This is a genomic window from Nitrincola iocasae (assembly GCF_008727795.1).
Taxonomy (GTDB): domain Bacteria; phylum Pseudomonadota; class Gammaproteobacteria; order Pseudomonadales; family Balneatricaceae; genus Nitrincola; species Nitrincola iocasae.
The window spans coordinates 3,864,199-3,884,330 of sequence record NZ_CP044222.1 but is presented as its reverse complement, the minus strand read 5'-3'; the positions used below and the strand labels follow the sequence as shown (position 1 = coordinate 3,884,330).

At 49.5% G+C, this 20,132-nt stretch carries 18 protein-coding genes and 3 rRNA genes; 17 read left to right on the top strand and 4 right to left on the bottom strand.

Features of this window, described 5'->3' with window-relative positions; all coding sequences use genetic code 11:
- The first annotated feature begins 139 nt into the window (after nt 1-139).
- The 13 genes from F5I99_RS17930 (at nt 140) to F5I99_RS17870 (ending at nt 13,326) form a co-directional block, all read left to right on the top strand.
- The gene (locus tag F5I99_RS17930) at nt 140-745 is read left to right on the top strand and encodes a c-type cytochrome (protein WP_151058417.1); all 606 of its coding nucleotides are present in this window, start codon (nt 140-142) and stop codon (nt 743-745) included.
- Between the two features lie 155 nt (nt 746-900).
- Nucleotides 901-1,545 carry a thiol:disulfide interchange protein DsbA/DsbL gene (locus F5I99_RS17925; protein ID WP_151058415.1) on the top strand — a complete coding sequence of 215 codons (645 nt, stop codon included), beginning with the start codon at nt 901-903 and terminating at the stop codon, nt 1,543-1,545.
- Nucleotides 1,546-1,669: 124 nt separating this feature from the next.
- The gene (locus F5I99_RS17920) at nt 1,670-3,217 is read left to right on the top strand and encodes a GGDEF domain-containing protein (RefSeq protein WP_151058413.1); all 1,548 of its coding nucleotides are present in this window, start codon (nt 1,670-1,672) and stop codon (nt 3,215-3,217) included.
- Between the two features lie 41 nt (nt 3,218-3,258).
- On the top strand, nt 3,259-4,890 hold the full coding sequence (gene ubiB / locus F5I99_RS17915) for a ubiquinone biosynthesis regulatory protein kinase UbiB (RefSeq protein ID WP_151058411.1): 1,632 nt from the start codon (nt 3,259-3,261) through the stop codon (nt 4,888-4,890).
- Between the two features lie 75 nt (nt 4,891-4,965).
- The gene (gene hisI / locus F5I99_RS17910; protein ID WP_151059341.1) at nt 4,966-5,364 is read left to right on the top strand and encodes a phosphoribosyl-AMP cyclohydrolase; all 399 of its coding nucleotides are present in this window, start codon (nt 4,966-4,968) and stop codon (nt 5,362-5,364) included.
- Nucleotides 5,365-5,368: 4 nt separating this feature from the next.
- The gene (locus tag F5I99_RS17905) at nt 5,369-5,701 is read left to right on the top strand and encodes a phosphoribosyl-ATP diphosphatase (protein ID WP_151058409.1); all 333 of its coding nucleotides are present in this window, start codon (nt 5,369-5,371) and stop codon (nt 5,699-5,701) included.
- Between the two features lie 88 nt (nt 5,702-5,789).
- On the top strand, nt 5,790-6,095 hold the full coding sequence (tatA, locus tag F5I99_RS17900; RefSeq protein WP_407670310.1) for a Sec-independent protein translocase subunit TatA: 306 nt from the start codon (nt 5,790-5,792) through the stop codon (nt 6,093-6,095).
- 11 nt (nt 6,096-6,106) lie between these two features.
- On the top strand, nt 6,107-6,466 hold the full coding sequence (gene tatB / locus F5I99_RS17895; protein WP_151058407.1) for a Sec-independent protein translocase protein TatB: 360 nt from the start codon (nt 6,107-6,109) through the stop codon (nt 6,464-6,466).
- The gene (gene tatC / locus F5I99_RS17890; RefSeq protein WP_151058405.1) at nt 6,463-7,215 is read left to right on the top strand and encodes a twin-arginine translocase subunit TatC; all 753 of its coding nucleotides are present in this window, start codon (nt 6,463-6,465) and stop codon (nt 7,213-7,215) included. The genes tatB and tatC overlap by 4 nt, the downstream gene beginning before the upstream one ends.
- Nucleotides 7,216-7,556: 341 nt before the next feature.
- Nucleotides 7,557-9,093, top strand: a 16S ribosomal RNA gene (locus tag F5I99_RS17885).
- 327 nt (nt 9,094-9,420) lie between these two features.
- Nucleotides 9,421-12,314 (top strand): 23S ribosomal RNA (locus F5I99_RS17880).
- Between the two features lie 166 nt (nt 12,315-12,480).
- Nucleotides 12,481-12,596, top strand: a 5S ribosomal RNA gene (gene rrf, locus F5I99_RS17875).
- The 16S, 23S and 5S rRNA genes sit together here, the layout of an rRNA operon.
- A gap of 67 nt (nt 12,597-12,663) precedes the next feature.
- Nucleotides 12,664-13,326: a tRNA-uridine aminocarboxypropyltransferase gene (locus tag F5I99_RS17870; RefSeq protein WP_151058403.1), complete on the top strand. Its 663-nt coding sequence runs from the start codon at nt 12,664-12,666 to the stop codon at nt 13,324-13,326.
- 42 nt (nt 13,327-13,368) lie between these two features.
- Here the strand turns inward: F5I99_RS17870 and secB are convergent, their stop codons facing one another.
- From secB to F5I99_RS17855, 3 genes are read right to left on the bottom strand one after another with little or no spacing between them, the layout of a single operon-like run.
- The gene (gene secB, locus F5I99_RS17865; protein WP_151058401.1) at nt 13,369-13,851 is read right to left on the bottom strand and encodes a protein-export chaperone SecB; all 483 of its coding nucleotides are present in this window, start codon (nt 13,849-13,851) and stop codon (nt 13,369-13,371) included.
- Nucleotides 13,852-13,875: 24 nt separating this feature from the next.
- Nucleotides 13,876-14,136 (bottom strand): glutaredoxin 3, encoded by a 261-nt coding sequence (gene grxC, locus F5I99_RS17860; RefSeq protein WP_151058399.1) that lies wholly within the window; start codon nt 14,134-14,136, stop codon nt 13,876-13,878.
- A gap of 3 nt (nt 14,137-14,139) precedes the next feature.
- Entirely contained in the window at nt 14,140-14,556 is a 417-nt protein-coding gene (locus F5I99_RS17855) for a rhodanese-like domain-containing protein (RefSeq protein ID WP_151058397.1), read from the bottom strand.
- 152 nt (nt 14,557-14,708) lie between these two features.
- On the opposite strand from F5I99_RS17855, the gene gpmI reads away from it, so the two are divergent.
- Genes gpmI through F5I99_RS17835 form a run of 4 tightly spaced genes read left to right on the top strand, consistent with a single transcriptional unit; the run spans nt 14,709 to nt 19,547 of the window.
- The gene (gene gpmI, locus F5I99_RS17850) at nt 14,709-16,262 is read left to right on the top strand and encodes a 2,3-bisphosphoglycerate-independent phosphoglycerate mutase (RefSeq protein ID WP_151058395.1); all 1,554 of its coding nucleotides are present in this window, start codon (nt 14,709-14,711) and stop codon (nt 16,260-16,262) included.
- An 8-nt stretch (nt 16,263-16,270) separates the two neighbouring features.
- A complete protein-coding gene (locus tag F5I99_RS17845; RefSeq protein ID WP_151058393.1) occupies nt 16,271-17,407 on the top strand; it encodes a murein hydrolase activator EnvC family protein in 1,137 nt (378 codons plus the stop codon).
- A gap of 22 nt (nt 17,408-17,429) precedes the next feature.
- Complete coding sequence (locus F5I99_RS17840) at nt 17,430-18,719, top strand: S41 family peptidase (protein ID WP_151058391.1); 1,290 nt, start codon at nt 17,430-17,432, stop codon at nt 18,717-18,719.
- 6 nt (nt 18,720-18,725) lie between these two features.
- Nucleotides 18,726-19,547: a divergent polysaccharide deacetylase family protein gene (locus F5I99_RS17835; RefSeq protein WP_151058389.1), complete on the top strand. Its 822-nt coding sequence runs from the start codon at nt 18,726-18,728 to the stop codon at nt 19,545-19,547.
- On the opposite strand, the gene slmA is transcribed toward F5I99_RS17835, so the two are convergent.
- The gene (gene slmA, locus F5I99_RS17830) at nt 19,518-20,132 is read right to left on the bottom strand and encodes a nucleoid occlusion factor SlmA (protein WP_151058386.1); all 615 of its coding nucleotides are present in this window, start codon (nt 20,130-20,132) and stop codon (nt 19,518-19,520) included. The two genes, F5I99_RS17835 and slmA, sit on opposite strands and share 30 nt — an antisense overlap.

Sequence of the window (20,132 nt, the reverse complement as noted above, 5' to 3'; positions counted from 1 at the left end):
TATTAGTTTATAATACAGCCAATTTTACCTGCGAACTGAGAGAACCTCTAGTCAGGGGTAGCAACAATTGAGGTGTCAGCACCGGTCAATGCGGCAGCTGGACTAAAACAAATTTTTAGCAAGAGTCTGGGTCTAGTCAATGAACAAATTACTAATCAGCTTACTGATAAGTGTTGGAATCACCGGAATGGCGCATGCCACTGGTGGCGATGCAACTGCCGGGTCGCAAAAAGTTGCGGTATGTGGCGCCTGTCACGGTGCCGACGGTAACAGTCCTATGGGGACGTTTCCGAGCCTGGCAGGTCAAAATTCCCGTTACCTGTTGAAGCAGATGCAGGATCAGCTCAGCGGCGCACGTGTTATACCGGAAATGACCGGATTGCTGGATGGTTTTACTGAGCGTGATCTGCGTGATATCGCGGCCTACTTCTCCAGCCAGACCATAACTATTGGTCAAACGGCTGCGGATCAACTGGAGCTTGGTCGTAGCATTTATCAAGCGGGTATTGCTGATAAGGGCGTAGCTGCTTGTGCCGCTTGTCATATGCCTAGTGGGCAGGGTAATAACCCGGCGCGCTTCCCGGCTCTGAGTGGACAACATCCAGAGTATACCGCGTTACAGTTGCAGAAGTTTTCTGCTGAAGATCGTGCCAATGATCCCAACCGGATGATGCGTGATATTGCTGTAAAACTGTCTGATACTGAAATGAGTGCCGTTGCCCAGTACATTCGTGGCTTACACTGATTAGTCGAATCATGCGTGCTTAAATTAAAAAGGGTGGCTAAGGCTGCCCTTTTATGTACAGGATGTACGGACAGAAAACTGCTCCTGCTTGAGAACTAAGTGTCTCAAACAGGGTCATAGTCACTGTCCTAAGCTGATTCCGAGTTGAGAGAACTATGCTAAAAAAACTACTTGCTGTTACTGCATTTGCCCTGATCCCATTTACCAGCGCGATTGCGCAAACTGATTCTGGATATGAGGCAGGAGTTCACTATCAGGAATTACCGTCAGCCGTGACTACCAGTGATCCGGAAAAGGTAGAGGTCGTGGCTGTATTTGGTTATCCATGCCCACACTGTGCCAATCTGGAACCTATGCTGTCCAGTTGGGCACAGCAACAGAGCTCAGAGGATCTGGATTTCAAACACCTTCCTGTGGTGTTCTCCCGCAATTGGGAGCCATTTGCCCGAGCCTATTATGTAGCTGAATTGAGCGGTAAGGTGGAAGAGACGCATCAGGCTATGTTCGATGCAGTGCATGTGCAGAATACAAGTTTGCGCAGCGTTGATGATTTTGCAGGCTTTTACAGTGCCTATGGCATAGAGGAAGATGAGTTTAATAAGCTCTACGATTCGTTTGCTGTAGATACTCGTCTGAAGCAGGGTCAGGCAAGGTTGCGTGCCTATCAGATAACAGCCGTGCCCGCGATGGTCGTGAATGGCAAATACCAGATTACTGGTGCGATGGCGGGGAGTAATAGTGAAATGCTCAAGGTGGTTAACTACCTGATCGAAAAAGAGCGAGCAGAACTGAACGAATAATTCGGACTGATCATAAAACCACTAAACCGTTGTGGTGATTCCATAAGTAAAGGGGTCACTGCGGCGGTTTTTTGGTTTATAGTAGTAAAAAATTCGATATGTGGTATTGAGGGAGCTGGCTGCAATGGCAGACTCAGAAGATTGGCGAAAAAAATACAAAATACTGGCCAAGGAGCTTGAGCAAACAGAGCAGTATTCGGAGCGTCTGCTGGAACAGCTGAAAAGCGTGCTATCACAATTGAGTCTCGGACTGCAGGGGCAGGATGCAGAGCTGGATCAGTCGCTACGCCTGCTCTTGGCAAAGCTGGATACAATTGAGGTTCGATCATTACGGAATTTAGCCAGGGAGATCGAAAAGCGTATTCGCGTATTGGATACTGCTCGCTCCAATAGCGTAAGACAATTAGTAGATCTACTCCGGCAATGGTCTGGGCTTATTGAAAAGCAGGATGTAGCCGGTGAATTTAATACATTGCTACCGGAATATAACCACAAGCTGGCATCTAATGCTGAGCATTTGTATGAAATACCTGGCTTGTTACAGACTTTGCTGGAGTATCAACGGCGCCTCTTGCTAACAGCGACTCCGGAGGAGCGGGCAGAGATTTCTAGCGATCTGGCTGATAATCGTGAATTTATTGTAACCTCTATCTCCGGGCGTTTGCTGGATTTGGTGCAGTTGCTGCGCGTTCCCTATGAGTATGCACCCAAAGTCCATGAGCTGATCGGCCAACTGGAATCCAATCCCGCTTCGGAAAAGCTGCCCGATATTCTGGATAATCTGATTAAGCTGATGCGCTTGTCAGGGGTAGATATGGGGGAGGACTTTGAAGACTATCTGCTTAGTCTGAATCAGCAGTTGGCCTATGTGCAAACCTTTCTTAATGAAAGCCACGATGATGAAGTTAAAGCCAGTAAACGTAACAACCTGTTGGATAAAACGGTACGTCATGACGTATATCAGATCAACCGTACAGTAAAACAATCTACGGATATTAATGAACTGAAAACAGCCGTTAGCCGTCAGCTGTCGAGCATTGTCCGTGCTATGGATGAGCATAAAAAATCTGAAGAGGCGCGTGAAGCCAAGTTGACAGCTCGTTATCAGGATCTCTTACAGAAAGTCTCACAAATGGAGAAAGAGGCCGATCAGGTTAAACACCGGATTGAAGAAGAACAGTTGAAGGCGCGCACCGATCCCTTGACCGGGCTGCCTAACCGCTATGCTTATGACCGCCACATACTGAATGAACTGGAGCGCTGGGAGCGCTATCAGACAGTATTTACCCTGTGTGTGGCAGATCTGGACCTGTTCAAACAGGTTAATGATGAGTACGGCCATCTGGCTGGCGATAAAGTACTGCGGCTGATGGCCAGAATACTGCAGCAAAACTTGCGTAATATTGATCTGGTGACCCGTTTCGGGGGGGAAGAATTTGTTATCATCATGCCTTCAACCGATGGGCCTTCAGCTATCACGGCAATTGAAAAAGTTAGAAAAGTAATTGAAGACAGTCCGTTTAATTTCCAGAGTAAGCCAGTTCGCATCACTATGTCTTTCGGTGTCACTGAAGTGCAACCTGGCGATACCCCTGAAAGCATGTTCTCAAGAGCAGATAAAATGCTCTATCAGGCGAAAGACACCGGGCGCAACAAAACCCTGCTGGGCTGAAGATCATTAATAAACCACCATTCGATATAGGATGTCTCTAAGTGCGACCGGTGTTACGTTCCATTAAAATTGGCTGGGTCATAGCTCGCTATCGTCTGGATACGTTTTTTTTGCATCCATCACTGCCTTGGTTGGTGAGGTTGATGTTGTATCTGCTCCCCTGGCGCTATATTTTCCCCGCACGCCAGTCTGAGGCAGTACGTTTACGCCTGGCACTTGAAGCGCTGGGGCCTGTTTTTATTAAATTTGGTCAGATGCTTTCAACGCGGCGGGATCTACTTCCCGATGATATTGCGGTTGAGCTGGCTCGTTTGCAGGATAATGTACCACCCTTTCCCAGTGCTCGAGCTCGAACGATTATTGAAAGTTCATTGGGTTGCTCTGTATCCGAAATATTCCAGACATTTGATGCGGATCCCATGGCCTCTGCATCAGTTGCACAGGTGCACGGGGCAACGCTGAAAGATGGACGGGCTGTTGTAGTGAAAGTGATTCGCCCGGGTATTGATAAAGTGATCCGGCAGGATATTTCACTGCTCTATACGCTGGCCTGGATGGTCTGTCATCTATGGTCGGAAGGGCGCCGGTTGCGTCCTGTCGAGGTCGTGGAAGAGTATGAACAAACTATCTTTGATGAATTGGATTTGCGTAAGGAAGCTGCAAATGGCTCACAGCTCCGGCGCAATTTTGAAGGTTCGAGCGTTCTCTATGTGCCAGAAATTTTCTGGGACTATACTCGCCGTAATGTGCTTGTCATGGAGCGTATTTATGGTATCCCCGTAGCCGATATGCAGCAGTTACAGGCGCAGCATACTGATATGGAAAAGCTGGCTGAACGGGGTGTGGAAATTTTCTTTACCCAGGTGTTCCGGGATAGTTTCTTTCATGCCGATATGCATCCCGGTAATATCTTTGTATCGCGGGATAATCCGGATAACCCACAATATATTGCCGTGGATTTTGGCATTATCGGCTCACTAAGTGAGGAAGATCAAAGTTATCTTGCACGTAACATACTGGCATTTTTTCAGCGTGATTACCGGCAAGTAGCGCAGTTACACATCGACTCTGGTTGGGTGCCAAGAGATACCAATGTACATGCTTTTGAAACTGCTATACGTAGTGTATGTGAACCAATTTTTGAAAAACCGCTGAAAGAAATCTCCTTCGGCATGGTGTTGCTCGGTCTATTTCAGACAGCGCGCCGTTTTAATATGGAAGTACAGCCACAGTTGGTTCTGCTACAGAAAACGTTGCTGAATATAGAAGGTCTGGGTAGGCAGCTATACCCAGATCTGGATTTGTGGAAAACCGCCAAGCCGTTCCTGGAAAACTGGATGAAAGAGCGAATGAGTGTGAAGGCCGCGATGGCCAACATTCGTAAGCAGGGACCTGAATGGCTGGAAAAGCTGCCACAAATGCCGCAGTTGGTGTTCGATGCTCTGCAGCAAAGTGCGTTACGTAACGAGCAGTACAGTGAATCTCAGCAGCGCTTGGCCCAGTTAAAGGTTAAGGCTAAACAACGAACGCGGCGGCATCTGCTCATAGGAGCTACGGCCATACTGACCGTAGCAATGCTGCTTCGACCCGAGTGGCAGTTGGCAGTTTCGCAGTTGCCCTGGTATGGCTGGTTGCTAGCTGGTGCTGGCTGGGTTAGCTTGTGGCGAGCTTGATTGCCACTGGTTCAGTGGCGGTGGTTAAGCTATGCTAACGGGCTTTGAATTAGATGATGGAAGAGTGCTGTGAAGATTAATGAATCATGGCTTGATGAGGTCAAGTGGGATGAGAAGGGGCTAGTGCCTGCCATTGCACAGGACCTGGAAACAGGCCGTGTGATGATGTTTGCCTGGATGAATCGTGAATCTCTGTTGCTCAGCGTGCAGGAGCAGCGGGCGATTTATTGGTCACGTTCACGCCAAAAGCTCTGGCGTAAAGGGGAAGAGTCCGGCCATATTCAGCGCCTGCACGAGTTGCGGCTCGACTGTGATGGTGATGTGGTTTTGCTGGTTATTGAACAGATTGGTGGAATAGCCTGTCATACGGGAAGAGAAAGTTGTTTTTTTAGAAAGCTGGATGATCAGGGAAAGTGGCAGATCACCGATCAGGTAGTAAAGTCTCCTGGATCTATCTATAAGAACAAGGGTTGATGTAATGAGTGATGTCCTGGATAGATTGGCAACAATACTTGAAGCTCGTAAAGGGGCCTCGGAAGATAGCTCCTATGTAGCAAGTCTGCATGCCAAAGGGCTGAATAAAATACTGGAAAAGGTTGGAGAAGAAGCTACCGAGACCATTCTTGCAGCTAAGGATGCGGAAGTGAGTGGTGACTGTGCCGACCTTGTCTATGAGACAGCAGATTTATGGTTTCACTCGTTGGTTATGCTGTCGCATCTTGGTGAAACACATGAGGCTGTGTTGTTAGAGCTTGCGCGACGCTTTGATATGTCGGGTCTTGAAGAAAAAGCTTCACGGCAAAACAATTAACGATTAGATTAGTCGTCTGCAATCAGACTCGGTCAGATGACTCGGTCAGATGACTCGGTCAGATGACTCGGTCAGATGACTCGGTCAGATGACTCGGTCAGATAAATATAATTGGAGAAGAACAATGGGTTTTGGTGGAATCAGTATATGGCAGTTAGTGATTGTGCTTGGCATTGTGGTGCTTATATTTGGCACAAAAAAATTGCGCAATCTGGGTGGTGATGTAGGTGGCGCGGTTAAAGGCTTTAAGAAAGCCATGAGTGAGGATGATTCCAAAGACGCTCAGGAAGATCAGGAAAAGAAAAAACTCACTGAGGATGCTCAGTTTTCGCAAAGCGAAGTGCCTGATGCTGAAAAAGACAAGGAAAAATCCCAGACTGGCTCAGATAAGTAAGCCCTGTTCATATGTTTGATATCGGTTTTGCCGAAATACTTATCGTCAGCGTAGTTGCGTTGCTGGTTCTGGGGCCGGATAAGCTGCCTGTTGCAGTTAAAACCTGTGGTATGTGGCTTGGGCGCATCAAACGTTCAGTCACAGCTATTCAGCATGAAATTAGCGAAGAGTTGCGTGTTGAAGAGTTGCGTCGTACCACAGCGATCAGTAAAGAAGAGCTTGAAAAAGAGCTTAGTGAAATGCGCAAGCCATTCAAGGCAGCGGCCAAGGATGTTGAGGACGCAGTAAGTGAGGCTGAGAAAACGCCAACCACTGAGGCTGCGTCTACAGCAGAATCTCCCAAAACGGATAGTGATAAAAGCAGCACATGACAGACACCACTAAAGAACAAGAACAGCCGTTGATCTCCCACCTGGTGGAGTTGCGCCAGAGGTTGATGAGAGCTGTACTGGCTGTGTTTCTGGTTTTTCTGGGTTTGTTTTATTTTGCTAATGATCTGTACTTGTTCATGTCAGCGCCACTGACGGCTCTCTTGCCAGAGGGGACTAGCATGATTGCAACAGATGTTACCTCTCCGTTCTTCGCTCCGTTTAAGTTAACCCTGGTGGCCGCAGTAGTATTGGCGATGCCATATATCTTGCATCAGATCTGGTCATTTATTGCACCGGGCTTATATGCAAACGAAAAACAATTTGCCATTCCGTTGTTGGTGTCGAGCATTGTGCTGTTTTATGCCGGTATTGCCTTTGCTTATTTTGTTGTTTTTCCGCTTATATTCGGATTTTTTACCAGTGTGGGTCCTGAGAATGTAGCGGTCATGACAGATATCAGTAGTTATCTCAATTTTGTACTGAAGTTATTCTTTGCCTTCGGCATTACTTTTGAAATCCCTGTCGCAACCCTGTTGCTAATTAAGTCAGGCGCTGTAACAGCCAAAAATCTCGCGGCAAAGCGAGCCTATGTTGTAGTTGTATGCTTTGTGTTTGGTATGTTGCTAACACCGCCGGATGTCATTTCCCAGAGCTTACTGGCAGTGCCTATGTGGTTGCTGTTTGAGCTAGGCCTGTTTATGTCGCGGTTTATTACTAGTAAAACGGTTGTTGAAGACGAAGCTGAGTAGCTTGTTAAAGCCGGATTGCCACGCCCTTTCCTAGTTCACATCTGATTAATGCTTGATCATCTTAGGTTTATGTATTTAAAACTAAAAAAACTCATAAATCCTTGTTGACTCCTGTCAGATATTAGGTAGAATACGCACCTCGCTTGAGACAACAGCCCAACACATCGGGTAGCTCAAGCCGCTCTTTAACAAATTAATCAGGTAATGCGTGTGGGCGCTTGTTCAGGTTAGGCATTAAAGCTTAATCAAAGACAAGCAACCTATATGTGAATTCATTTAGATGTACGTTTTTGAGCATGACTTAGATGGCTGATTGCTTTTGTAATTGGTTGTCGAAATTTAAACTGAAGAGTTTGATCATGGCTCAGATTGAACGCTGGCGGCAGGCCTAACACATGCAAGTCGAGCGGTAGAAAGTAGCTTGCTACTTTTGAGAGCGGCGGACGGGTGAGTAACGCGTGGGAATCTACCTGGTAGTGGGGGATAACGTTCGGAAACGGACGCTAATACCGCATACGCCCTACGGGGGAAAGGAGGGGCTCTTAGGACCTTTCGCTATCAGATGAGCCTGCGTAGGATTAGCTAGTTGGTAGGGTAAAGGCCTACCAAGGCGACGATCCTTAGCTGGTCTGAGAGGATGATCAGCCACACTGGGACTGAGACACGGCCCAGACTCCTACGGGAGGCAGCAGTGGGGAATATTGGACAATGGGGGCAACCCTGATCCAGCCATGCCGCGTGTGTGAAGAAGGCCTTCGGGTTGTAAAGCACTTTCAGTGGTGAGGAAGGGTATAAAGTTAATACCTTTATACATTGACGTTAGCCACAGAAGAAGCACCGGCTAACTCCGTGCCAGCAGCCGCGGTAATACGGAGGGTGCAAGCGTTAATCGGAATTACTGGGCGTAAAGCGCGCGTAGGTGGTTCAGTCAGTCAGATGTGAAATCCCCGGGCTCAACCTGGGAATTGCACCTGATACTGCTGAGCTAGAGTACAGTAGAGGGGAGTGGAATTTCCTGTGTAGCGGTGAAATGCGTAGATATAGGAAGGAACACCAGTGGCGAAGGCGACTCTCTGGACTGATACTGACACTGAGGTGCGAAAGCGTGGGGAGCAAACAGGATTAGATACCCTGGTAGTCCACGCTGTAAACGATGTCAACTAGCCGTTGGGACACTTGATGTCTTAGTGGCGCAGCTAACGCGATAAGTTGACCGCCTGGGGAGTACGGTCGCAAGATTAAAACTCAAATGAATTGACGGGGGCCCGCACAAGCGGTGGAGCATGTGGTTTAATTCGACGCAACGCGAAGAACCTTACCTACTCTTGACATCCAGAGAATTTGGCAGAGATGCTGAAGTGCCTTCGGGAGCTCTGAGACAGGTGCTGCATGGCTGTCGTCAGCTCGTGTTGTGAAATGTTGGGTTAAGTCCCGTAACGAGCGCAACCCTTGTCCTTACTTGCCAGCGGGTAATGCCGGGAACTGTAAGGAGACTGCCGGTGACAAACCGGAGGAAGGTGGGGACGACGTCAAGTCATCATGGCCCTTACGAGTAGGGCTACACACGTGCTACAATGGCCGGTACAGAGGGCCGCAAGACCGCGAGGTGGAGCAAATCTCAGAAAACCGGTCGTAGTCCGGATCGCAGTCTGCAACTCGACTGCGTGAAGTCGGAATCGCTAGTAATCGCGAATCAGAATGTCGCGGTGAATACGTTCCCGGGCCTTGTACACACCGCCCGTCACACCATGGGAGTGGGTTGCACCAGAAGTAGCTAGTCTAACCGCAAGGGGGACGGTTACCACGGTGTGATTCATGACTGGGGTGAAGTCGTAACAAGGTAGCCCTAGGGGAACCTGGGGCTGGATCACCTCCTTAAACGATAGCTTGGCCTGTTCAAGTGTCCACACGCATTACCTGATTGAAAGTTAAGCGGCTGAGAATACAGCAGTGAATGAAGATAGCTGGAAAGCACTCTTTATTGACTTTTGTGTTCTTGGATAAATGTTTAAATAAGCCTTGTGCTAATTTTAGACAGTCGCATCGGCATCCATGCCTCCTTGCGACATTCAGTCCATCCATGGACATCGCTCTTTAACAATTCGAACTGAAAGAAATAGATTGTCTTGTAGAAATACAAGCGCCAACCGGCGAAATCGATCGTTACTAGCAAACATCAATTGAACAGACGCCTTCGGGTTATATGGTCAAGTGAATAAGCGTGCACGGTGGATGCCTTGGCAGTCAGAGGCGATGAAGGACGTTGTAGCCTGCGAAAAGGTACGGGGAGCTGGCAAACGAGCTTTGATCCGTACATGTCCGAATGGGGAAACCCACCTAATTTATTAGGTATCTCTTAACTGAATACATAGGTTTTGAGAGGCGAACCCGGGGAACTGAAACATCTAAGTACCCGGAGGAAAAGAAATCAACCGAGATTCCCTAAGTAGCGGCGAGCGAACGGGGAGCAGCCCTTAAGCTGCGTTATGGTTAAAAGAACGCTCTGGAAAGTGCGGCCGTAGAGGGTGAAAGCCCCGTATTTGAAAACCTAAACGTAGTGAAAACGAGTAAGGCGGGACACGTGATATCCTGTCTGAAGATGGGGGGACCATCCTCCAAGGCTAAATACTCCTGACTGACCGATAGTGAACCAGTACCGTGAGGGAAAGGCGAAAAGAACCCCTGTGAGGGGAGTGAAATAGACCCTGAAACCGTGTACGTACAAGCAGTGGGAGCCGTTTTAATACGGTGACTGCGTACCTTTTGTATAATGGGTCAGCGACTTACTTTCAGTGGCAAGCTTAACCGCATAGGGGAGGCGTAGGGAAACCGAGTCTTAATAGGGCGTCAAGTCGCTGGGAGTAGACCCGAAACCGGGCGATCTATCCATGGGCAGGTTGAAGGTTGAGTAACATCAACTGGAGGACCGAACCGACTACCGTTGAAAAGTTAGCGGATGACCTGTGGATCGGAGTGAAAGGCTAATCAAGCCCGGAGATAGCTGGTTCTCCTCGAAAGCTATTTAGGTAGCGCCTCATGTCTCACTCTGGGGGGTAGAGCACTGTTTCGGCTAGGGGGTCATCCCGACTTACCAACCCGATGCAAACTCCGAATACCCAGAAGTGCAATCATGGGAGACACACGGCGGGTGCTAACGTCCGTCGTGAAAAGGGAAACAACCCAGACCGCCAGCTAAGGTCCCAAAATCTAAGTTAAGTGGGAAACGATGTGGGAAGGCTCAGACAGCTAGGAGGTTGGCTTAGAAGCAGCCACCCTTTAAAGAAAGCGTAATAGCTCACTAGTCGAGTCGGCCTGCGCGGAAGATTTAACGGGGCTCAAACTTAGTACCGAAGCTGCGGATGCCAGGACTTGTTTCTGGCATGGTAGAGGAGCGTTGTGTAAGCCGTTGAAGCGAAAGCCGGGAGGCATCGTGGAGGTATCACAAGTGCGAATGCTGACATAAGTAACGATAAGACGAGTGAAAAACTCGTCCGCCGGAAGACCAAGGTTTCCTATCCAATGTTAATCAGGGTAGGGTGAGTCGGCCCCTAAGGCGAGGCAGAAATGCGTAGTCGATGGGAAACGGGCTAATATTCCCGTACCGGCTGTAACTGCGATGGGGAGACGGAGAAGGCTAGGCCAGCATGGTGATGGTTATCCATGTTTAAGGGTGTAGGCTGGTGGAGTAGGTAAATCCGCTCTGCTAAGGCTGAGACTTGATGACGAGACTCGTATGAGTTGAAGTGGTTGATGCCCTGCTTCCAGGAAAATCCTCTAAGCTTCAGGTTACAGACGACCGTACCCCAAACCGACACAGGTGGTCAGGTTGAGAATACCAAGGCGCTTGAGAGAACTCGGGTGAAGGAACTAGGCAAAATGGTGCCGTAACTTCGGGAGAAGGCACGCCGATGAAGGTGAAGGACTGGCTCCGTAAGCTTTTGTCGGTCGAAGATACCAGGTGGCTGCGACTGTTTATTAAAAACACAGCACTCTGCAAACACGAAAGTGGACGTATAGGGTGTGACGCCTGCCCGGTGCCGGAAGGTTAATTGATGGGGTTATCTTCGGAGAAGCTCTTGATCGAAGCCCCGGTAAACGGCGGCCGTAACTATAACGGTCCTAAGGTAGCGAAATTCCTTGTCGGGTAAGTTCCGACCTGCACGAATGGCGTAACGATGGCCACACTGTCTCCACCCGAGACTCAGTGAAATTGAACTCGCTGTGAAGATGCAGCGTCCCCGCGGCTAGACGGAAAGACCCCGTGAACCTTTACTATAGCTTCACAGTGGACTTTGAATTTGTTTGTGTAGGATAGGTGGGAGGCTTAGAAGCGTGGACGCTAGTCTGCGTGGAGCCAACCTTGAAATACCACCCTGACAACTTTGAGGTTCTAACTTAGATCCGTTATCCGGATTGAGGACATTGTGTGGTGGGTAGTTTGACTGGGGCGGTCTCCTCCCAAAGCGTAACGGAGGAGCACGAAGGTACCCTCAGGCTGGTCGGAAATCAGCCAATGAGCGCAAGAGTAGAAGGGTGCTTGACTGCGAGACAGACACGTCGAGCAGGTGCGAAAGCAGGTTCTAGTGATCCGGTGGTTCTGAATGGAAGGGCCATCGCTCAACGGATAAAAGGTACTCCGGGGATAACAGGCTGATACCGCCCAAGAGTTCACATCGACGGCGGTGTTTGGCACCTCGATGTCGGCTCATCACATCCTGGGGCTGAAGCCGGTCCCAAGGGTATGGCTGTTCGCCATTTAAAGTGGTACGCGAGCTGGGTTTAGAACGTCGTGAGACAGTTCGGTCCCTATCTGCCGTGGGCGTTTGAGATTTGAGAAGAGTTGCTCCTAGTACGAGAGGACCGGAGTGAACGAACCTCTGGTGTTCCGGTTGTCACGCCAGTGGCATTGCCGGGTAGCTACGTTCGGACAGGATAACCGCTGAAAGCATCTAAGCGGGAAGCCCCCTTCAAGATGAGATCTCACTGGGCCCTTGAGGCCCCTAAAGAGTCGTCCGAGACCAGGACGTTGATAGGCAGGGTGTGTAAGCGTTGTAAGGCGTTGAGCTAACCTGTACTAATGGCTCGTGAGGCTTGACCATATAACGCCCAAGGCGTTTGGTTGGTGAGCTGGTAACGAAGGATTAAGAATCCAACGATTCAGAAGATACACTGAATTAACAGATCGATACGCGGTTGACGCTTGTAGTGCTATAAGACAGAGTTAAATACATCTATTTCTTTTAAGTCCGAGTTGTTCCAGTTTTGTCTGGCGACCATAGAGACGTGGAACCACCTGATCCCATCCCGAACTCAGTAGTGAAACGCGTCATCGCCGATGGTAGTGTGGGGTCTCCCCATGTGAGAGTAGGTCATCGCCAGGCACTTAATACTTAAAAAACCCCTGTCACCTTGTGGCAGGGGTTTTTTATATTTAGGAGTCGGTTATATATGCTTGTTCCTGAGACAGATCATCCTTTTCCACGCAAACCCTTTAATGCGCGTGGCTCCAAAGTTGTCCGTTGTGACGCCTGTCGTTTACCTGAATCCTTTTGTATCTGCGCTGATATTTGTGTGGCTGAATCTGCAGCCGATTTCTGGCTATTGATGCATCATAATGAGTTTTACAAACCTTCAAACACAGGGCGGCAGATATTACAAACCTTTCCTGGTAGTGGTGTTTCTGAATGGCAGCGGCTGCAGACGCAGCCTGAATTCGAAACATTGCTAAAACAACGTAAAGGCTCTATCTGCCTGGTTTTTCCAGAGGCACCTGACTATAAGCACCGCATGATCAAAAATACATTAGAGCTGGAAGGTCGTCCGCTGTTTGTGATACCGGATGGCACCTGGCGCCAGGCAAGGCGTATTTTCAGGCACAGCGAGTATCTTCAGGATCTGCCAGTGATTGAGCCGCGTGTGCTGGAAGGAAGCTGCTATTTTCTGCGTAATTCCGGCCCTGAGCATCATTTGTGCACGGCTGAAGTCGCGGTGGCGTTGTTAGCACAGATGGGGGATGACATTGGAGCAAGTGCGCTGTTGCATAACTTCAAGCTGTTTAATGAACGCTATTATGCAGCAAAAGGAAGAAATCTGCAGACAGCCGCAACGTGATATCAACCGCTGTTGCTACTGTCTACAGGTAGTGCTGATGATTCAGTGGGTTTCTTCAGCGGCAGGCTTGTCTTCAGTTGCTTTCTGCTGCTCAGCTTTCTGTTGTAACTGCTGGGCATAGAGAGCGTCGAAGTTAACCGGGGCTAGCATTAGCGGAGGAAAGCTAGCACGGGTCATGAAGCTGTCAACGGCTTCACGCGCATAGGGGAAAAGTATGCTGGGGCAGAAGGCGCCGAGTGTGTGTCCAAGTTGCTGATCTTCAAGTCCACTGATCAGGAAGATGCCAGCTTGCTGCAGTTCGATCAACAGCGCTGTTGCACCGTCATTTTTAATGGTTACTGTCAGTGTCAGTACGACTTCATAGTGGTTGTCATCAAGACGACTGGTTTTGCTGTTCAGATCCAGTTTGACATCGGGCTTCCAGCCTTTGGTGAAAACAGAGGAACCCTCAGGTGTTTCCAGCGAAACGTCTTTCAGGAAAACACGCTGTAATGCAAATTGTGGTGCGGCTTGATTCTCGGCCATGGTATAAATCCTTAGTCGGTTTATTTAAGCGGGTTGATCGAGCAGTGGGTCGAGCTTGCTCTCTATGTCCATTTCGTAGAGTTCATCACAACCGCCGATATGCAGACTGTTAATAAATATCTGCGGTACGGTATTGCGTCCACTGCGCTGAACCATTTCCTGACGTAACTCGGGTGAGTTGCCGACATCTATCTCTTCATAGACAGCCTTTTTCTTGTCGAGCAAGTACTTGGCTCTATGACAGAAAGGGCAACTGCGAGTGGTGTAGATTGTAATTTTAACCATAAATTATTTCTTCACTATTGGGAGGTGTTGGGCTTTCCACTCGGTGATCCCACCAGCCAGGCGCATAACCTCGGTAAAGCCATTGGCTTTGAGCGTCTTGCCTGCACTGCCTGCGGTCTGGCCCAGGTTACAGACAATAATGACAGGCTTGTCCTTTAATTTTTCCAATTCAATGATACGCTTGTCCAGTTCTGCAAAAGGAATATGACGGGAATTGGCTATGTAGCCAGTATCCCACTCCTTTTTGGTACGAATATCCAGGAGAGCCGCTGATTCCTTGTTAATCAAACGGGTGGCTTCAGCCGGAGAAACCGAACGTCCGGATTTCCTTTGTTCTGTCCACAGTAAAACTGCAAGTGTTACCAGCCAGCCGCTGGCCAGTACCGGGTGATTACTAATAAATTCAAAAATTTTTTCCATCGGGGGTTCCGTTCTGTGAACTCAAAAAAACTTCGACAAGTATACAATGTACGGCTCCCGGGGATAAGGGTAAAACGTATCTGTGTTAGCCTTAATGCCGGATAGTCAGTAAAATGATTATATTTTTCACTTTCAAAAACAGATGGCCGACTATGAGCGATAATCGATCAACCAAAGCACTGATAATTCTTGATGGTTTTGGTGTTGAGTCAACACCCTCATCTGCTATTGATGCAGCGAACACCCCGAACTGGGATAGATTACTGGCAGCTAACCCGAACTCGCGTATAGCAACCTCGGGTCTGGCGGTTGGGTTACCTGAAGGCCAGATGGGCAATTCAGAAGTAGGCCATATGAATATCGGTGCTGGCCGGGTGGTTTATCAGAACTTCACCCGTATTTCCAAATCCATTCAGGATGGTGACTTCTTTACAAATCCGGCGTTGACCACTGCAATGGACAAAGTGTTAGAAAAGGGGACGGCGTTACACGTGGCGGGACTCTTGTCTCCCGGTGGCGTGCATAGCCACGAAATGCACCTGTTTACACTGATTGAAATGGCGGTGAAGCGGGGTATAAAAAAAGTGTTTCTGCATGCGATTCTGGATGGTCGGGATATGCCCCCACGCTCAGCTGAGCCGTCACTGGAAAAAGCAGATGCCCTGTTCAAACGTCTTGGTTGTGGTGCGGTCGCCACGGTCACCGGGCGTTATTTTGCTATGGATCGCGATAACCGTTGGGATCGTGTTCAGCAGGCCTATGATGTTATGACGTTGGGTCAGGGTGAATTTTATGCCCAATCAGCCCAACAGGCACTGGTGGAGGCCTATACGCGTGACGAAAATGATGAATTTGTAAAACCCACCGTGATTACTGATATGTCAGGTCATCCCAAAGGGGTGATCAGTGACGGAGATGCCATTATCTTTGCCAATTTTCGTCCGGACCGGGCTCGCGAAATTACCCGGGCGTTTACTGAGGGTGACAAATTTAGCGGTTTTCAGCGACAAAAACATCCTGAACTCTCCGCCTATGTGACCTTCACTGAATATGCAGCCGACATCGACGCGGTTTGCGCTTTCCCACCGACAGCGCTGCATAATGACCTGGGTGAGTATTTATCCTCGCTAGGTAAAACGCAGTTGCGTATTTCAGAAACGGAAAAATACGCGCACGTCACTTTTTTCTTTAATGGTGGACAGGAAGCTGTTTACCCGGGTGAAGAGCGTATCCTGGTACCCTCCCCTCAGGTAGCGACCTATGACCTGAAGCCAGAGATGAGTGCCTTTGAAGTCACTGATAAGCTTGTTGAAGCCATTAAGAGTCGTCGGTTTGACCTGATAGTGTGTAATTTTGCTAATGGTGACATGGTTGGGCATTCCGGTAAGTTTGATGCGGCTGTTAAGGCGGTTGAAGTGGTTGATCAATGCATTGGTCGGGTGCTTGAAGCGATGCGTTCAGTGCAGGGTGAAACGCTGATAACGGCTGATCATGGTAATGTTGAGATGATGCAGGATCCAGCAACAGGTCAACCCCATACCTCGCATACCATCTGGCCGGTTGCTCTTATTTATGATGGGCCTCGAGCCGCTTCGGTTCAATTGCGTGACGGTGCTTTATGTGATTTGGCTCCTACTTTGCTGTATCTGATGGATCTCCAGCCCCCTGAAGAAATGACGGGTAAATCTTTGGTTGATTTGAGCTGAATCGCCCGGTGTTCAAACGTGTTTTAATTTTTCTGTTGCCTTGGCTGCTGTTGTCTAGTTCAGCCTGGGCACAGGATCAGCAGGCAACACAGCAACAGCTTGATAGACTGAAGCAGGAAGTTGCACAGGTCCAACAACGTATCGCTAGGCAGGAGCGTGAGCGCCAGGATGAGCAGCAGGCGCTGGCTCAGGCTGAACGTTCGATAGGTCGAGTGGTGGCTGAGCTACGTACACTTGATCAGGAATTGCTGCAACTGGATGATGATATGCAAGGGTTGCAGAGCCAACGACTAGCGCTCGAGACGGGGTTGGCGGAGCGGCGTGAGTTGATTGAGCAACTGATTCAGGAACAATATCGTCAGGGCCGACAACCCCGCTTGCAATTACTGCTGAAGCAGGAAGATCCTGAGCGTCTCGATCGCATGTTGCGCTATTATGATTACATGAATGCTGAGTTGATAGAACAGTTGCAGGCTTATCAGCAGCAACTGAATAGCCTGGGAACAACACGTGCACAGATCGGGTCAACCGAACAACAAATAGCCACTCGGCGAGCTCAACTGGAGCTAGAGCAGCAGCAACTGGAAACAGCACGTGCTGATCGACAAGCAGCGGTGGCGCAGTTGGCCAGAGCGCAGCAGCAAGAGCAGCAGCGTCTTGCCGCATTGCGCCGTGACCAGCAGGCGCTTGAAGCTTTATTGGCAGATATTCAACGCTCTTTGGAAGCGGCGCGTCTTGCACAGGATAGCCAGGAATTTTCCAGGCTGAAGGAGGCTTTGCCTTGGCCATTGCAAGGACGCATACTACGGAGTTATGGCCATCAGCGTAGTGGCGTCGCTTTCGAAGGCTTGTTGATTGCTGCTCAGGCCGGCGCTGAGGTAAAAGCCGTGCATCATGGGCGAGTAGTTTTTTCAGACTGGTTACGTGGCTATGGGCTAGTGATGATACTGGATCATGGCTCAGGTTATATGAGCCTGTATGGTCAAAATCAAACCTTGTTGTTCGAACCCGGTGACTGGGTGACAACAGGGCAAACCATCGCTACGGCAGGTAATAGTGGTGGTAATGAAGAAACCGGACTTTATTTTTCTATCCGTCATCAGGGAACACCGGTAAATCCGTCTCAATGGCTGAAACAGCCTTAAACTGGCACCAAAGGATCGAGTTATGAAAGGTTTGCGCATCTATCAAGTTTTATTGCCGATTACACTGTTTGCGTTACTTTGTTCTCAGTTGGCGGTGGCGGAAGAAACCGAAACCGAAAACGAAACAGCATCTATTCCAGTAGAGGAGCTACGGTTGTTTGCTGAGGTATTTGACCGTATCAAGTCGGCTTATGTAGAGCCAGTATCGGATAAAAAACTGCTTGAGGATGCTATTCGCGGGATGCTCAGTGGCCTGGATCCTCATTCGGCCTATCTGGATGCCAAAGCCTATGAGAATTTACAGGTGCACACCTCCGGGCAGTTTGGTGGCTTGGGTATTGAGGTGGGTTTGCAGGATGGTTTTATCCGGGTCATCGCCCCGATTGATGATACGCCAGCTCAGCGAGCCGGTATCCAGGCTGGTGATCTGATCACCAAAATTGGTGATGAATCGATTCAGGGTGTCAGCCTCAATGAGGCGGTAGATAAAATGCGTGGTCAAATTGGCACCCGTGTCACCTTGACCTTGATGCGTGAGGGCATAGAGAAGCCGTTTGAGTTAACCCTGGAACGGGCGTCAATCAGCGTTACCAGTGTGCGGCATCGATTGCTGGAAACCAGTTACGGCATGATTCGTATTAGCCAGTTCCAGAATAATACCGCCGAGCAACTGACTCGTTCTATTGAAGCGTTGAAGGCCATGGGCGAGCTCAAGGGTATCGTTCTGGATCTGCGTAATAACCCGGGTGGGGTGCTTCAAGCAGCGGTTCAGGTGAGCGATGCGTTCCTGTCAGACGGTTTGATTGTTTATACCGATGGCCGTTTGCCTAATTCTGAGCTGAGTTTTAGTGCTACGCCGGAAACGGCAGCCGGGGATATTCCCGTGGTGGTACTGATTAATGCCGGTTCGGCTTCAGCGTCAGAAATAGTTGCCGGTGCTTTGCAGGATCACCGTCGGGCAATAGTAATGGGGACCGACAGTTTTGGTAAAGGCTCTGTTCAGACTATCTTGCCAGTGAGCGTTGATCGCGGCGTGAAATTAACCACTGCACGTTATTATACCCCCAACGGTCGCTCTATCCAGGCGGATGGTATACGCCCCGATGTGGTGGTGGAAGATGCACGCATTACCCGCATTGAGGAAACCGCAGGTCAACTTCGGGAGCGGGATTTAAGTGGCCATTTACTCGGCGAGGAACATGCTGAAACCAACGATGAGGCCGATGAAATGCTTGGCCAACGCGATTACCAACTTTATGAGGCGCTGAATCTGCTCAAAGCACTCAATATCCTGCGGTCGGATAAAGGCTGAGCCAGATTGAAACCTGGGATTTGTGCGGGTCTGGTGCTATGGGTTGGTATCTGGGCTTTGCCGTTAGGGGCTGAAGAGATTTCTCCCCGTATGGTACTGGTGATTGATGATCTGGGTCCGAACTTGTCTCAGGGGCAGGCGGTGATTGAACTGCCGGGGCCGCTGACCTACGCCGTGCTACCGTTTACGCCTCATGCGGAGCGTCTGGCTGTTTTGGCTGCAGAGCATGGCAAGGAAATTATTTTACATGCGCCCATGGCCAATATGGCTAATCTGCCACTGGGCCCTGGGGGGCTTTATCCACACTTATCGGAGCAGGAGTTTAAGCAGGTGTTGAACCGCAGCCTGGACTCCTTGCCACAGGCGCGAGGCCTGAATAATCACATGGGCAGCTTGCTGACTCGTCAGGAGCAACCGATGCGCTGGGTCATGGAGGTTGCCCGAGAACGCAATCTTTTCTATTTAGACAGCCGCACCACGGCTGAAACCCAAGCGGCGAATATAGCCAAAGAGGAGCATATCCCAGTATTGGAGCGTAAGGTGTTTCTGGATCATGAAGTGACTGCTGACTATGTTGAGCAGCAATTTCTGCATGCCATTGCCGTAGCTCAAGCTGAAGGCTCGGTAGTAGTAATAGGGCACCCATATCCAGTTACTCAAGCCTATCTTGAACAGGGATTACCCTTGCTGGATGAGTTAGGTATCCAGTTGGTGTCGGCTTCTGCTTTTCTGATGCAGGAAGCCGATCTGGAGCAGTTGCATCGTTATCAACAGGATGAAGCGCAAGCGGCTGATTCTCTATCCGTTTTGCGCCTCTCGCCGGAATAAACCCTCAGCCAGACGTGGCCATTGTTCCGGCCAGTGCTCGGTTGGTCGACGACGAAACTCGCTGCGCACAAACTGACGAATCTTACCTTCGGCAGTGGCTATCAGCAGGCTGGCACAAGAGCCTGCCGGAATGCGGGTACGAACCCCTTCTTTTTGCTCCGCTTCACGCATGATCTGCTTGAGCTGGGTCTCCATGCGCTCAAACAGTTGGTTGACCTGGCTACGCAGTCTATCCGTTTCACCTGACAGCGCATCGGCTGTCAGAATTCTGGCCATGCCGGGATTTTTCTCAACGAAAGCCAGTAACAGGGTTAACACCTGTTCACACTGACGAATACCATTGGCTTCTGAGGTAACAATCAGTCTGATCCGGGTAAACAGTGTCTCTTCGATAAAGCCAATCAGGCCCTCGAACATCCGTGCTTTGCTGGGAAAATGTCGGTAGAGCGCCGCTTCAGACACGCCAACCTCCCGGGCTAAAGCGGCGGTAGTGATGCGTTGCCCTGGGTTGACTTCCAGCATCTGTGCCAGCGCTTGAAGGATCTGCTCACGACGGGAGATTTTCAACTGCTGCTTATCAGTCAT